This window comes from Nonomuraea sp. NPDC005983 (genome assembly GCF_040614375.1).
GTDB lineage: Bacteria > Actinomycetota > Actinomycetes > Streptosporangiales > Streptosporangiaceae > Nonomuraea.
This window is the reverse complement of sequence record NZ_JBEXUP010000055.1, coordinates 1-14,183: the sequence shown is the minus strand read 5'-3', so window position 1 is coordinate 14,183 and position 14,183 is coordinate 1. Positions and strand designations below refer to the sequence as shown.

The window sequence follows — 14,183 nt, the reverse complement described above, 5'->3', positions numbered from 1 at the left end:
GGTCAGCTCCCTTCAGCACCCGGCTGCGCAGCCGGGCCGGTCTCGGGGGCGGCCTGTGCGGCCGCCTCAGTGCGGGGGGCGCGGTCCGAGCGGCCGCCACCACGACGGGCGCCACCGGCGCCACCGCGACGGGGACGGTCGCCGCCACCACGACGGTCGTCGCGCTCGCGACGCTGGCCGGCGCGAGCACCGGCGGCGGCCGCCTCGCGCTCGGCGCGGCTGGTCGGAGCCTCGCCCTTGTAGATCCAGACCTTCACGCCGATGCGGCCGAAGGTGGTGCGGGCCTCGTAGAAGCCGTAGTCGATGTCAGCGCGGAGCGTGTGCAGCGGCACGCGGCCCTCGCGGTAGAACTCCGACCTCGACATCTCGGCGCCGCCAAGACGACCCGAGCACTGGACCCGGATGCCCTTGGCGCCGCTCTTCATGGCCGACTGCATCGCCTTGCGCATGGCGCGACGGAACGAGACACGGCTGGAGAGCTGCTCGGCGACGCCCTGCGCGACGAGCTGGGCGTCGATCTCGGGGTTCTTCACCTCGAGGATGTTGAGCTGGACCTGCTTCTTGGTCAGCTTCTCCAGGTCACCGCGGATGCGGTCGGCCTCCGCGCCGCGACGGCCGATGACGATGCCCGGACGCGCGGTGTGGATGTCGACCTGAACACGGTCGGTCGTGCGCTCGATCTCCACCTTGGAGATACCGGCCCGCTCCATGCCCTTCTGCAGCATGCGGCGGATCGACACGTCCTCAGCGACGTACGACTTGTACAGCTTGTCGGCGTACCACCGGCTCTTGAAGTCGGTCGTGATGCCGAGGCGGAACCCGTGCGGGTTAACCTTCTGGCCCACTATCGGGTCCTTCCCTTCGGCTCGCGGGACTCCACGATCACAGTGATGTGGCTCGTCCGCTTGTTGATCCGATAGGCACGACCCTGGGCACGCGGACGGAACCGCTTCAGCGTCGGGCCCTCATCGACCCACGCGCGGCTCACGACGAGCGACTGAGGGTCGAGATCGAAATTGTGCTCTGCGTTCGCCATGGCGCTGGAGAGCACCTTGTAGATCGGTTCGCTCGCCGACTGGGGAGCGAACTGCAGCACGGCCTGCGCCTCCGAAGCGGGCAGCCCGCGAATAAGGTCCACCACGCGGCGGGCCTTCTGGGGCGTGACGCGGACGAACCGCGCCTGAGCCCTGGCTTCCATCGCTTACTCCTCTTACTTCTGAAGGCCGTTATCGCCGGCTGCGGCGGTCTTCCTTGACGTGGCTGCGGAACGTCCGCGTCGGGGCGAACTCTCCCAGCTTGTGACCGATCATCGACTCGGTGACGAACACCGGGACGTGCTTGCGGCCGTCGTGCACGGCGATCGTGTGCCCCAGCATGTCGGGAACGATCATGGAGCGCCGCGACCACGTCTTGATGACGTTCTTGGTGCCCTTTTCGTTCTGGACGTCGACCTTCTTCTGAAGGTGCTCGTCCACGAAGGGACCCTTCTTAAGGCTACGTGGCATTTCGGCTGCTCCTACCGCTTCTTCCTCTTGCTACGACGCCGGATGATCAGCCGGTCGCTGGCCTTGTTGGCCTGGCGCGTGCGGCCCTCAGGCTTGCCCTTCGGGTTCACCGGGTGGCGACCACCGGAGGTCTTGCCCTCACCACCACCGTGCGGGTGGTCGACGGGGTTCATCGCGACACCGCGGACGGTCGGGCGCTTGCCCTTCCACCTCATACGGCCGGCCTTGCCCCAGTTGATGTTGGCCTGCTCGGCGTTGCCGACCTGGCCCACCGACGCCCGGCAGCGCACGTCGACCATGCGCATCTCACCAGACGGCATACGCAGCGTGGCGTACTGGCCTTCCTTCGCGAGCAGCTGGATCTGAGCGCCCGCGGAACGGCCGAGCTTGGCACCGCCACCGGGACGGAGCTCCACCGCGTGGATGAAGGTACCGGTCGGGATGTTGCGCAGCGGCAGGCAGTTGCCCGGCTTGATGTCGGCCGCAGGGCCGTTCTCGATACGGTCGCCCTGCTTGAGGCCCGTCGGCGCGATGATGTAGCGCTTCTCGCCGTCGGCGTAGTGCAGCAGAGCGATGTTGGCAGTGCGGTTCGGGTCGTACTCGATGTGAGCGACCTTCGCCGGGATGCCGTCCTTGTCATGCCTACGGAAGTCGATGATCCGGTAGGCGCGCTTGTGACCGCCGCCCTGGTGGCGAGCGGTGACCCGGCCGTGTACGTTGCGGCCGCCCTTGCTGTGAAGGGGCGCAAGCAGCGACTTCTCGGGCGTGCTGCGGGTGATCTCGGAGAAGTCCGAGACACTCGAACCGCGGCGACCCGGCGTCGTCGGCTTGTACTTACGGATGCCCATCTTTTTCGTTCATCCTTCGTCGGTTACATGGGTGAGCCCGCCGCACAGGAGTGCGGCGGTCTCGGCCCCGCGCAGGCCCAGCGGGCCCGCTTACTTCTATGGCTGCTAGCCGATCTGACCGAAGATGTCGATCCGATCGCCCTCGACCAGGCTCACGATCGCGCGCTTGGTGTCGGGACGCTTGCCGAAACCGGTACGGGTGCGCTTGCGCTTGCCCTGCCGGTTGATCGTGTTCACGCTGGTGACCTTGACCCCGAAGATCTGCTCAACCGCGATCTTGACCTGGGTCTTGTTCGCGGTCTTCTTCACCAGGAACGTGTACTTGTTGTTCTCATCGATCAGGCCGTAGCTCTTCTCGGAGACGACCGGCTTGATGATGATGTCGCGCGGGTCGGCGATCTTCTCCATCAGGCGTCTTCCTTCTCACTCTGAGCTGCCGCCTGAGCCGACAGCCTCGCCACGACCTGGTCGTACGCCTCCTGAGTGAAGACCACGTCGTCGTAGCAGAGAACGTCGTAGGTGTTGAGCTGCCCGGCGTCCAGCAGGTGGACCTCGGGAGCGTTACGCAGGCTCAGCCAGGTCATCTCGTCGGTCTCGCCGACGACGACGAGCACCGACTTGGCCTGGGTGATCTTGCGAAGCGCGGTAAGCGCCACCTTGGTCTTCGGCGTCTCGCCGGCGACCAGGCTGCTCACCACGTGCACGCGACCGCCGGACGCCCTGTCAGACAGGGCGCCGCGCAGCGCGGCGGCCTTCATCTTCTTGGGAGTCCGCTGCGAGTAGTCGCGCGGCACCGGGCCGTGGACGACGCCACCGCCGGTGAACTGCGGCGCACGGGTCGAGCCCTGACGGGCGCGGCCGGTGCCCTTCTGGCGGTACGGCTTCTTGCCACCGCCGCTGACCTCACCACGGGTCTTGGCCTTGTGGGTGCCCTGCCGGCGAGCGGCGAGCTGGGCCACGACCACCTGGTGGATCAGAGGAATGTTGACCTTGGCGCCGAAGATGTCTTCGGGCAGGTCGACGGTGCCGGCCTTGGCGCCGCTGGCGTCGAGGACGTCAATGCTGGTCACTTGGCAGCCCCCTTCTTGGCAGCGGTGCGGACGAGGACCAGGCTGCCGTTGGCGCCGGGGATCGCACCCTTGATCAGGATGAGGCCCTTCTCGACGTCGACGGCGTGAACCTTGAGGCTCTGCACCGTGGTGCGGACGTTACCCATCCGACCAGCCATGCGCAGACCCTTGAAAACGCGGCCCGGGGTGGCGCAGCCACCGATGGAACCCGGCGAGCGGTGCTTGCGCTGCGTACCGTGCGACGCACCCAGACCACCGAAGCCGTGCCGCTTCATGACACCGGCGAAGCCCTTGCCCTTGCTCTTGCCCGTCACGTCGACGAACTGGCCGGCCTCGAAGGTGTCGGCCAGCAGCTCCTGGCCGAGGGTGTAGTCGCTCGCGTCGTCGGTGCGGATCTCCGCGAAGTAACGGCGCGGGGTGATGTCGTGCTTACGCAGGTAGTCGCCGAGCGGCTTGTTGACCTTCCGGGGGTCGACCTGCCCGAAGCCGAGCTGGATGGCGGAGTAGCCGTCCTTGTCGGCGGTGCGGACACGGGTCACCACACACGGACCGGCCTCGACCACGGTCACCGGAACCATCCGGTTGTCCGCGTCGAAGACCTGGGTCATGCCGAGCTTCTTGCCCAGGACGCCCTTGATCGTCTTAGCCATGTCAGTGCGTTCCCTCAGAGCTTGATCGAAATGTCGACACCCGCGGGAAGGTCGAGCCGCATGAGCGAGTCGACGGTCTTGGGCGTCGGGTCGATGATGTCAATCAGCCGCTTGTGCGTGCGCATCTCGAAGTGCTCGCGGCTGTCCTTGTACTTGTGCGGCGAGCGGATGACGCAGTACACGTTCTTCTCGGTCGGCAGCGGCACCGGGCCCGCGACCTTCGCGCCAGTCCGCGTCACCGTCTCGACGATCTTCTTGGCCGAGCTGTCGATGACCTCGTGGTCATAGGCCTTAAGCCGGATGCGGATCTTCTGTCCCGCCATAGTGGCCTCGGTGTCCTTCGCTGTCGTCTGAAAAAGTATCGTGCGGCCTGTTGCCGCTGTTCATGCAGGTCGAGCCCGCATGACCCCACGTGGCAGGCGTATGGTGCCTGCCGTTTCTTCCGTGATCCGGCAGTTACTTCGGTCACGCCGAAGTGACTGCGAGATCACGGCTTTTTCGTGGAGCCCTGTGAGGCCGGAACCATGCTGGTTCCCGCCCCTCGTGGTTCGGCGGTCGGCCCCGGTGTGGGGGCCGACCGCCGCCCCGCGGTCGCGCTACTTGATGATCTTCGTGACCCGACCGGCGCCGACGGTGCGGCCACCCTCACGGATCGCGAACTTGAGGCCTTCCTCCATGGCGATGGGCTGGATCAGCTCAACGCGCATCTCGGTGTTGTCGCCCGGCATGACCATCTCGGTGCCCTCGGGGAGGTTCACCACACCGGTCACGTCAGTCGTACGGAAGTAGAACTGCGGACGGTAGTTGTTGAAGAACGGCGTGTGGCGGCCGCCCTCGTCCTTGGACAGGATGTAGACCTGGCCGTTGAACTCGGTGTGCGGGGTGGTCGTGCCCGGCTTGATGATGCACTGGCCGCGCTCGACGTCGTCGCGCTTGATGCCGCGGAGCAGCAGGGCGGCGTTGTCACCCGCGTGACCCTCGTCGAGCATCTTGTTGAACATCTCGATGCTGGTGACGGTGGTGGTGGTCTTCTCCGGCTTGATGCCGATGATGTCGACCTGCTCGTTGATCTTGACGACACCGCGCTCGATACGGCCGGTGACGACCGTACCGCGACCGGTGATCGAGAAGACGTCCTCGACCGGCATGAGGAACGGCTTGTCCGTCTCACGCGGCGGCTCGGGCACGTTCTCGTCGACGGCGTTCATCAGCTCGATGATGCTGTCGGCCCACTTCTCGTCGCCCTCAAGAGCCTTGAGCGCGGAGACGCGGACGACCGGCAGGTCGTCGCCGGGGAACTCCTGAGCGGACAGGAGCTCGCGGACCTCGAGCTCGACGAGCTCCAGGATCTCCTCGTCGTCGACCATGTCGGCCTTGTTCAGGGCCACGACGATGTAGGGAACGCCGACCTGGCGGGCCAGGAGGACGTGCTCCTTCGTCTGCGGCATCGGGCCGTCGGTGGCGGCGACCACGAGGATCGCGCCGTCCATCTGGGCGGCACCGGTGATCATGTTCTTCACGTAGTCGGCGTGACCGGGGCAGTCCACGTGGGCGTAGTGGCGCTTCTCGGTCTGGTACTCGACGTGCGCGATGGAGATCGTAATACCGCGGGCCTTCTCCTCGGGCGCCTTGTCGATCTTGTCGAACGGCGTAGCCTGGTTCAGCTCGGGGAAACGGTCGTGAAGCACCTTGGTGATCGCCGCGGTCAGAGTGGTCTTACCGTGGTCGATATGCCCAATGGTGCCGATGTTCATGTGCGGCTTGTTCCGCTCGAACTTGGCCTTGCCCACTGGTTCTCTCCTTGAGAATCTGACTGACTTTCGTCTGCACACTCGGGCCCGGGTAATCCCGAACCCCTAAGCGGTGAGGCGGCTCGCACCGCCTCACCAGGGGCCGAGGCCCCTATGGCGGCTGGGCACCGATCACTCGGCACCCGCCATTGGGGTCCCGGGACTATTCGCCCCGGGCCTTCGCGACGATCTCCTTGGCGATGCCCGGAGGCACCTCCGAGTAGGAGTCGAACTGCATGCTGTAGCTCGCGCGCCCCTGCGTCTTGCTACGCAGGTCGCCCACGTAGCCGAACATCTCAGACAGCGGCACGAGCGCCTGGACGACTCGGGCACCTGCCCGCTCGTCCATCGCCTGGATCTGCCCGCGACGACCGTTGAGGTCGCCGATGACGTCACCCATGTAGTCCTCGGGCGTGGTGACCTCGACGGCCATCATCGGCTCAAGGAGCACAGCGTCGGCCTTGCGCGCGGCCTCCTTGAAGGCCATCGAGCCGGCAATCTTGAAGGCCATTTCCGAGGAGTCGACGTCGTGCGCGGCACCGTCGGTCAGCGTCACCTTCACGCCCACCATCGGGTAGCCGGCCAGCACGCCGAACTCGGCGGCCTCCTGAGCGCCCGCGTCGACCGACGGGATGTACTCCCTCGGGACACGGCCACCCGTGACCTTGTTCTCGAACTCGTAGCCGTCGTTGCCCTCGCCGAGCGGCTCGAGGTTGATGATGACCCGCGCGAACTGACCAGAACCACCGGTCTGCTTCTTGTGGGTGTAGTCGATCTTCTCCACCTTGCGGCGGATGGTCTCGCGGTAGGCGACCTGGGGACGGCCGACGTTGGCCTCGACCTTGAACTCGCGCCGCATGCGGTCGACGAGAATCTCCAGGTGAAGCTCGCCCATGCCCCAGATGACGGTCTGGCCGGTCTCCTCGTCGCGACGGACCTGGAAGGACGGGTCCTCCTCGGCCAGGCGCTGGATCGCGGTGGACAGCTTCTCCTGGTCGCCCTTGGTCTTGGGCTCGATGGCGACGTTGATGACCGGAGCCGGGAACGTCATCGACTCGAGCACGACCTGGTTCGACGGGTCGGACAGCGTGTCGCCAGTCGTGGTGTCCTTCAGACCCATGACGGCGACGATCTGACCAGCGGTGGCCGTAGGCCGCTCTTCACGCTTGTTGGCGTGCATCTGGTAGATCTTGCCGATCCGCTCCTTCTTGCCCTTCACAGAGTTGACGACCTGTGAACCGGCCTCGAGCGTGCCCGAGTAGATGCGGATATAGGTGATCTTGCCCAGGTGCGGGTCGCTGGCGATCTTGAAGGCCAGCGCGGAGAACGGCTCGCTCGGGTCCGCGTGACGCTCGATCACCTGGTCCTCCTTGCCGACCGCGTGGCCCTTGAAGGCCGGGATGTCGGTCGGGGCGGGGAGGTAGGCGACGATCGCGTCGAGCAGGGGCTGCACGCCCTTGTTCTTGAACGCGGTGCCGCACAGCACCGGGTTGATGGAGCTGCTCACCGTGGCGCGGCGAATGGCCGCGATCAGCTGCTCCTCGGTGGGCTCGACGCCCTCGAGGAAGAGCTCCATCAGCTCGTCGTCGTTCTCGGCGACGGTCTCGATCAGCCGGTCGCGCCACTCGCGCGCCGCCTCGGCGTGGTCGGCCGGGATGTCGACGGTGTCGTACATCTCGCCCTTCGCAGCCTCGGCGCTCCAGATGAGACCCTTCATCCTGATGAGGTCGATGACGCCCTTGAAGTCGGCCTCAACGCCCCACGGAAGCTGGATGACCGCCGGGGTCGCGCCCAGACGGTTGATCATCATGTCGACGCAGCGGTGGAACTCCGCGCCGACGCGGTCCATCTTGTTCACGAAGCAGATGCGCGGAACGTCGTAGCGGTCAGCCTGGCGCCACACCGTCTCCGACTGCGGCTCGACACCAGCGACGCCGTCGAACACGGCGACCGCGCCGTCGAGGACGCGAAGCGAACGCTCCACCTCGATGGTGAAGTCGACGTGACCCGGGGTGTCGATGATGTTGATGGTGTGACCGAGCCACTCACAGGTCGTCGCGGCAGACGTGATCGTGATGCCGCGCTCCTGCTCCTGCTCCATCCAGTCCATGGTGGCAGCGCCCTCGTGGACTTCACCGAGCTTGTAGTTGATGCCGGTGTAGAACAGGATGCGCTCGGTCGTGGTGGTCTTGCCCGCGTCGATATGGGCCATGATCCCGATGTTTCGGACCTTGGCCAGGTCAAGAGCGGTCGTGGTGGCCACTTCTCTCGCGTCCTCGTCGTCTCGTCGAACCCGCCGGGGTTACCAGCGGTAGTGGGCGAAGGCCTTGTTGGACTCGGCCATCTTGTGGGTGTCCTCGCGCTTCTTCACGCTCGCCCCGAGGCCGTTGCTGGCGTCGAGGAGCTCGTTCATGAGGCGCTCGGTCATGGTCTTCTCGCGGCGGGCGCGGGAGTACTGCACCAGCCAGCGCAGGGCCAGGGTGGTGCTGCGCGCGGCGCGCACCTCAACCGGGACCTGGTAGGTCGCGCCACCGACTCGACGGCTGCGGACCTCGAGCGTCGGCTTGACGTTGTCAAGCGCGCGCTTCAGGGTGACGACCGGGTCGTTGCCCGTCTTCTCCCTGCAGCCCTCGAGGGCGCCGTAGACGATCGACTGCGCGATGGAGCGCTTGCCGTCCAGAAGCACCTTGTTGATCAGGGCAGTGACCAGCGGCGAACTGTAAACCGGGTCAGCCATCAGCTGACGACGGCCAGGAGAACCCTTGCGAGGCATTGTTAGCTCTTCTCCTTCTTCGCGCCGTAACGGCTACGGGCCTGCTTGCGGTTGCGGACACCCTGGGTGTCGAGCGAGCCGCGGATGATCTTGTAGCGAACACCCGGCAGGTCCTTCACACGACCGCCACGCACGAGCACGATGGAGTGCTCCTGCAGGTTGTGACCCACACCCGGGATGTAGGCCGTGACCTCGATGCCGTTCGTGAGCCGAACGCGGGCCACCTTGCGCAGTGCCGAGTTGGGCTTCTTCGGAGTCGTGGTGTAAACGCGCTGGCACACACCGCGCCGCTGCGGACTCCCCTTGAGGGCAGGAGTCTTGGTCTTAGCGACCTTGTCCTGCCGGCCCTTGCGGACCAACTGCTGAATAGTGGGCACTGCCACTCCGTTTCGTGCCTGGCCGGTGTTACGTCTGTTTGTTCAATTCGCAGGTTCTGCCGGTGTCATGACCTGCTGGTATTCCTTGCTCCCGCGCCCCCGCGCTCGGGCGTGTCGCGCTCTTCGCGCAATCACATCCACGAGGACTACGAGCCAGGAAGCCGTCCCGCGCTCCCGCAATGAGCGCACGGTCGAGAGCCCGCTAGCAACGGGCACGATGCACAAGACTACCCAGGCCCACGCGACACGTCAAAGCAGCGCGACAAAGCGGACAAGCTTTGTCACTCCGCTGGTCACTGAGCCTGCTTCGAGCCATGCCCGGCTACTGCTCCCGAGACATGATATCCGGCTCGGGGAGCGTTTCGGCGCGCTTCGACAGGACGGCGAACGCGCCACCCCCCTCCGTGCATAGCGCCGGGCCCCGCGTACGGGCCGACGCCGGGCGAACGTGACTGCGGCAAGGCGCGCCGCGGGTCCGACGAATGAACCCCAGGCGCCGCCCCCACCCCGCCATACGCCCTACTGGATGAACACAGGACGGGGCGCCGAACAGAGAAAGTCCGCACTGCCGCCGAGGACGGCCGACACCCCACCTCGACGGCAGGCCTCGCCACTCTGACGCTGCACACGGGGACATCGCGTTGCTGCGCGATCTTCCGCACCATCCTGAACAGATCGCCGACACAACCCTCCTCCACGGTGGGCCCCAGGACCGCCCGATCGGGCACGCCGTTTGCCCGCTCACCGGCGCACAGCGCCCCAGCCATCCCTCCGTCCCGGCAGCCACGGGGCAGAGCCACAGCGGCGCGCACAGGGGCGTCGGCGAGGTGCGAAGAGCCGGTGCCGCAGCCCAAGCCCGCGATGACGATCGCAGCAGCACCGACGACATCGCCGTTCTCATCACGCACACCCCGGGAGTCCGTGGGCCGGCCAACGGCCGAGGGCCTGGCGCTCCGCCCGCCACACCGACGTTTCGCCCGCTGCCGCGAAAGTGGGCAGCCTCCGGCCTTCTCCCGCCGAGGAGTCAGACGAGTGCCACCGACCGCAAGGCACCACCACGACGCTTCCCGCCGACACGCGCCCTCACATCATGCGCGGCACCCAGGAAGCCGCCCCAAAACGAACGCGCCCGGCCTCCGAAGAGACCGGGCGCGTCGCCTTACGCCGTGTTACCGGTTGTACTGGCCGAAGTCGTACTCCTCCAGCGGGACGGCCTCGCCGCTGCCCGTGCCGAAGGTGTAGTCGGCCGCCGAGCCGTCGTAGCCGCCGACCGTGTACATCGCGGCCTTGGCCTCCTCGGTCGGCTCCACCCGGATGTTGCGGTACTGGGGCATACCCGTACCGGCCGGGATGAGCTTACCGATGATGACGTTCTCCTTCAGGCCCAGGAGCGAGTCGGACTTGGCGTGGATCGCCGCGTCCGTCAGGACCCTGGTCGTCTCCTGGAAGGAGGCCGCCGACAGCCACGACTCGGTGGCGAGCGACGCCTTCGTGATGCCCATGAGCACCGGACGGCCCGCGGCAGGAGAACCGCCCTCGGCCACCGTCTCGCGGTTCATCTGCTCGAAGCGCGGACGCTCGACCAGCTCGCCGGGGAGCAGGTCGGTCTCGCCCGACTCCAGCACGTTCACCCGCTTGAGCATCTGGCGCACGATGATCTCGATGTGCTTGTCGTGGATCGACACACCCTGCGACCGGTACACCTGCTGGACCTCGGCCACCAGGTGCAGCTGCACCGCACGCGGGCCGAGGATGCGCAGCACCTCGTTCGGGTTGACCGCACCGGCGACCAGCTGCTGGCCGACGGAGACGCGCTGGCCGTCGGAGACCAGCAGGCGCGAGCGCATCGAGACCGGGTAGGCGATCTCCTCCGACCCGTCGTCGGGGGTGATGACCAGCTTCCTGGCCTTGTCGGTCTCGTCGATGCGGACCCTGCCCTCGGCCTCGGAGATCGGGGCGACACCCTTGGGGATGCGCGCCTCGAACAGCTCCTGGACTCGGGGCAGACCGTGCGTGATGTCGGCACCGGCCACACCACCGGTGTGGAAGGTACGCATCGTCAGCTGCGTGCCGGGCTCGCCGATCGACTGGGCGGCGATGATGCCGACCGCCTCGCCGACGTCCACGAGCTTGCCGGTGGCCAGCGAGCGGCCGTAGCAGGTCGCGCAGACACCGATCTTGGCCTCGCAGACCAGCGCGCTGCGGGTGCGGACCGTCTCGATACCGGCGTCGACCAGCTTGGTGACGTGGATGTCGTTGATGTCCGTGCCCACCGACACGATGACCTTGCCGTCGACCTCGACGTCCTCGGCCAGGATGCGGCCGTGCACGTTGGACTCGGCGTTCTCCGCCTTGACCAGGTTGCCGGACGCGTCGCGCTCGCCGACGTGCAGCGGGACCGCGCGGTCGGTGCCGCAGTCGATCTCGCGGACGATGACGTCCTGCGCGACGTCCACCAGACGACGGGTCAGGTAACCCGAGTCGGCGGTACGCAGGGCGGTGTCGGCCAGACCCTTCCGCTGACCGTGGGTGGAGATGAAGTACTCCAGCACCGACAGGCCCTCGCGGAACGAGGCCTTGATCGGACGCGGGATGGTCTCACCCTTGGTGTTGGACACCAGGCCACGGATACCGGCGATCTGGCGCACCTGCATCTTGTTGCCTCGGGCGCCGGAGTTGACCATCATCCAGACCGGGTTGGTCGCCGGGAAGGCGTTGACCATGTCGGTCTCGACGTCGGCCGTCGCGTGGGTCCAGATCTCGATGAGCTCCTGGCGGCGCTCCTCGTCGGTGATCAGACCACGCTCGTACTCACGCTGGACCTTGTCGGCCCGGCGCTCGTAGTTCTCCATGATGTCGGACTTGTTCGGCGGCGCGACCACGTCGTCGATCGAGATCGTCACACCGGAGCGAGTCGCCCAGCGGAAGCCGGCGTCCTTGAGCGCGTCGAGCGAGTTGGCGACCTCGACCTTGGGGTAGGTCTCGGCCAGCTCGTTCACGATCGTGGACAGCTGCTTCTTGCCGACCTGGAAGTTGACGAACGGGTAGCTCGCGGGCAGCGTCTGGTTGAACAGGCACCGCCCGAACGTCGTCTCCAGGCGGATCGGGTCGCCCTGCTCCCAGCCCTCGGGCGCGACCCAGTCGCGAGGCGGCAGGACGTCCTTGAGCCGGATCTGGATCTTCGCCTGGATCTCCAGCTCGCGACGGTCGAAGGCCATCTGCGCCTCGGCGATCGAGCCGAAGACCCGGCCCTCGCCCTCGGCGCCGTCCTTCTGCGTGGTGAGCCAGTACAGGCCGATGACCATGTCCTGGGTGGGCATCGTCACGGGCTTGCCGTCGGCCGGCTTGAGGATGTTGTTGGTCGAGAGCATCAGGATGCGAGCCTCGGCCTGGGCCTCAGCCGACAGCGGCAGGTGCACGGCCATCTGGTCGCCGTCGAAGTCCGCGTTGAACGCGGTGCAGACGAGCGGGTGGATCTGGATGGCCTTGCCCTCGACCAGCTGCGGCTCGAACGCCTGGATGCCCAGACGGTGCAGCGTCGGCGCGCGGTTGAGCAGCACCGGGTGCTCGGTGATGACCTCTTCCAGCACGTCCCACACGACCGGACGGGCACGCTCGACCATCCGCTTGGCCGACTTGATGTTCTGCGCGTGGTTCAGGTCGACCAGGCGCTTCATCACGAACGGCTTGAACAGCTCCAGCGCCATCTGCTTGGGCAGGCCGCACTGGTGCAGCTTGAGCTGCGGGCCGACGACGATGACCGAACGGCCGGAGTAGTCGACTCGCTTGCCCAGCAGGTTCTGGCGGAACCGGCCCTGCTTGCCCTTCAGCATGTCGCTGAGGGACTTCAGCGGACGGTTGCCGGGCCCGGTGACCGGGCGACCGCGACGGCCGTTGTCGAACAGCGCGTCGACGGCCTCCTGGAGCATCCGCTTCTCGTTGTTCACGATGATCTCGGGCGCACCGAGGTCGAGCAGACGCTTGAGGCGGTTGTTCCGGTTGATCACCCGGCGGTACAGGTCGTTCAGGTCGGACGTCGCGAACCGGCCACCGTCGAGCTGCACCATCGGGCGCAGGTCCGGCGGGATGACCGGGATGCAGTCGAGGACCATGCCGCGCGGCGAGTTGGTGGTGTTCAGGAACGCCGACACGACCTTGAGCCGCTTGAGCGCGCGGGCCTTCTTCTGGCCCTTGCCGCTGCGGATCGTCTCGCGCAGGTTCTCGGCTTCGGCGTCGAGGTCGAAGCTGATCAGGCGGTCCTGGATCGCCTGCGCGCCCATGCCGCCCTTGAAGTAGCGGCCGAAGCGGTCGCGCATCTCGCGGTAGAGCAGCTCGTCGCCCTCGAGGTCCTGGACCTTGAGGTTCTTGAAGCGGCTCCAGACCTCGTCGAGGCGGTCCAGCTCGCGCTGGGCCCGGTCGCGGAGCTGACGCATCTCGCGCTCGGCGCCCTCGCGCACCTTGCGGCGCTGGTCGCCCTTGGCGCCGGCGGCCTCCAGCTCGGCCAGGTCGCCTTCGAGCTTCTTCTGCCTGGTCTCGACGTCGGCGTCGCGGCGCTGCTCGATGTGCTGCCGCTCGACGGAGATCTTCGCCTCCAGCGAGGGCAGGTCACGCTCACGCATCTCGGTGTCGACATGCGTGATCATGTAGGCCGCGAAGTAGATGACCTTCTCAAGGTCCTTCGGGGCCAGGTCGAGCAGGTAGCCGAGGCGCGAAGGAACGCCCTTGAAGTACCAGATGTGCGTGACGGGCGCGGCCAGCTCGATGTGGCCCATCCGCTCACGACGCACCTTGGCGCGAGTCACCTCGACGCCACAGCGCTCACAGATGATGCCCTTGAAGCGGACGCGCTTGTACTTGCCGCAGTAGCACTCCCAGTCGCGGGTCGGACCGAAGATCTTCTCGCAGAAGAGCCCGTCCTTTTCCGGCTTGAGAGTCCGGTAGTTGATGGTCTCTGGCTTCTTGACCTCACCGTGCGACCACTGACGGATGTCGTCGGCCGTCGCCAGCCCGATCCGAAGCTCGTCGAAGAAGTTGACGTCCAGCATTATGTGCGATCTCCCCCTCAGACTTCTTCCACGCTGCTCGGCTCACGCCGGGACAGGTCGATACCGAGCTCTTCCGCCGCGCGGAAGACGTCCTCGTCGGTGTCGCGCATCTCGATGGACATGCC

Annotated in this window: 13 protein-coding genes; all 13 read right to left on the bottom strand. The window is 66.6% G+C overall.

The window, feature by feature from the left end; translation table 11 throughout:
• Window positions 1-2 precede the first annotated feature (2 nt).
• The 13 genes from rpsC to ABZ297_RS23585 all read right to left on the bottom strand — a co-directional run bounded on the left by rpsC (window position 3) and on the right by ABZ297_RS23585 (window position 14,058).
• Window positions 3-845 (bottom strand): 30S ribosomal protein S3, encoded by an 843-nt coding sequence (rpsC, locus tag ABZ297_RS23645; protein WP_350803930.1) that lies wholly within the window; start codon window positions 843-845, stop codon window positions 3-5.
• The gene (gene rplV / locus ABZ297_RS23640) at window positions 845-1,198 is read right to left on the bottom strand and encodes a 50S ribosomal protein L22 (protein ID WP_350803932.1); all 354 of its coding nucleotides are present in this window, start codon (window positions 1,196-1,198) and stop codon (window positions 845-847) included. The genes rpsC and rplV overlap by 1 nt, the downstream gene beginning before the upstream one ends.
• Window positions 1,199-1,226: 28 nt before the next feature.
• Window positions 1,227-1,505: a 30S ribosomal protein S19 gene (gene rpsS, locus ABZ297_RS23635; protein ID WP_049572698.1), complete on the bottom strand. Its 279-nt coding sequence runs from the start codon at window positions 1,503-1,505 to the stop codon at window positions 1,227-1,229.
• Between the two features lie 11 nt (window positions 1,506-1,516).
• A complete protein-coding gene (gene rplB, locus ABZ297_RS23630) occupies window positions 1,517-2,353 on the bottom strand; it encodes a 50S ribosomal protein L2 (RefSeq protein WP_090769688.1) in 837 nt (278 codons plus the stop codon).
• A gap of 105 nt (window positions 2,354-2,458) precedes the next feature.
• A complete protein-coding gene (gene rplW / locus ABZ297_RS23625; protein ID WP_111180891.1) occupies window positions 2,459-2,761 on the bottom strand; it encodes a 50S ribosomal protein L23 in 303 nt (100 codons plus the stop codon).
• Window positions 2,761-3,423 carry a 50S ribosomal protein L4 gene (gene rplD / locus ABZ297_RS23620; RefSeq protein ID WP_355349936.1) on the bottom strand — a complete coding sequence of 221 codons (663 nt, stop codon included), beginning with the start codon at window positions 3,421-3,423 and terminating at the stop codon, window positions 2,761-2,763. Before rplD ends, rplW begins: the two co-directional genes overlap by 1 nt.
• Entirely contained in the window at window positions 3,420-4,073 is a 654-nt protein-coding gene (rplC, locus tag ABZ297_RS23615; RefSeq protein ID WP_355349933.1) for a 50S ribosomal protein L3, read from the bottom strand. Before rplC ends, rplD begins: the two co-directional genes overlap by 4 nt.
• 14 nt (window positions 4,074-4,087) lie before the next feature.
• Window positions 4,088-4,396, bottom strand: coding sequence for a 30S ribosomal protein S10 (gene rpsJ, locus ABZ297_RS23610; protein WP_012887830.1), 309 nt, complete (start codon window positions 4,394-4,396; stop codon window positions 4,088-4,090).
• Window positions 4,397-4,669: 273 nt separating this feature from the next.
• Window positions 4,670-5,863, bottom strand: coding sequence for an elongation factor Tu (tuf, locus tag ABZ297_RS23605; protein ID WP_350803936.1), 1,194 nt, complete (start codon window positions 5,861-5,863; stop codon window positions 4,670-4,672).
• Between the two features lie 163 nt (window positions 5,864-6,026).
• On the bottom strand, window positions 6,027-8,126 hold the full coding sequence (fusA, locus tag ABZ297_RS23600) for an elongation factor G (RefSeq protein ID WP_355349929.1): 2,100 nt from the start codon (window positions 8,124-8,126) through the stop codon (window positions 6,027-6,029).
• Between the two features lie 39 nt (window positions 8,127-8,165).
• On the bottom strand, window positions 8,166-8,636 hold the full coding sequence (gene rpsG, locus ABZ297_RS23595; protein WP_020542314.1) for a 30S ribosomal protein S7: 471 nt from the start codon (window positions 8,634-8,636) through the stop codon (window positions 8,166-8,168).
• A 2-nt stretch (window positions 8,637-8,638) separates the two neighbouring features.
• Entirely contained in the window at window positions 8,639-9,013 is a 375-nt protein-coding gene (gene rpsL, locus ABZ297_RS23590) for a 30S ribosomal protein S12 (protein ID WP_043623420.1), read from the bottom strand.
• Window positions 9,014-10,182: 1,169 nt separating this feature from the next.
• Window positions 10,183-14,058: a DNA-directed RNA polymerase subunit beta' gene (locus ABZ297_RS23585; RefSeq protein ID WP_355349925.1), complete on the bottom strand. Its 3,876-nt coding sequence runs from the start codon at window positions 14,056-14,058 to the stop codon at window positions 10,183-10,185.
• Between the last annotated feature and the right edge of the window lie 125 nt (window positions 14,059-14,183).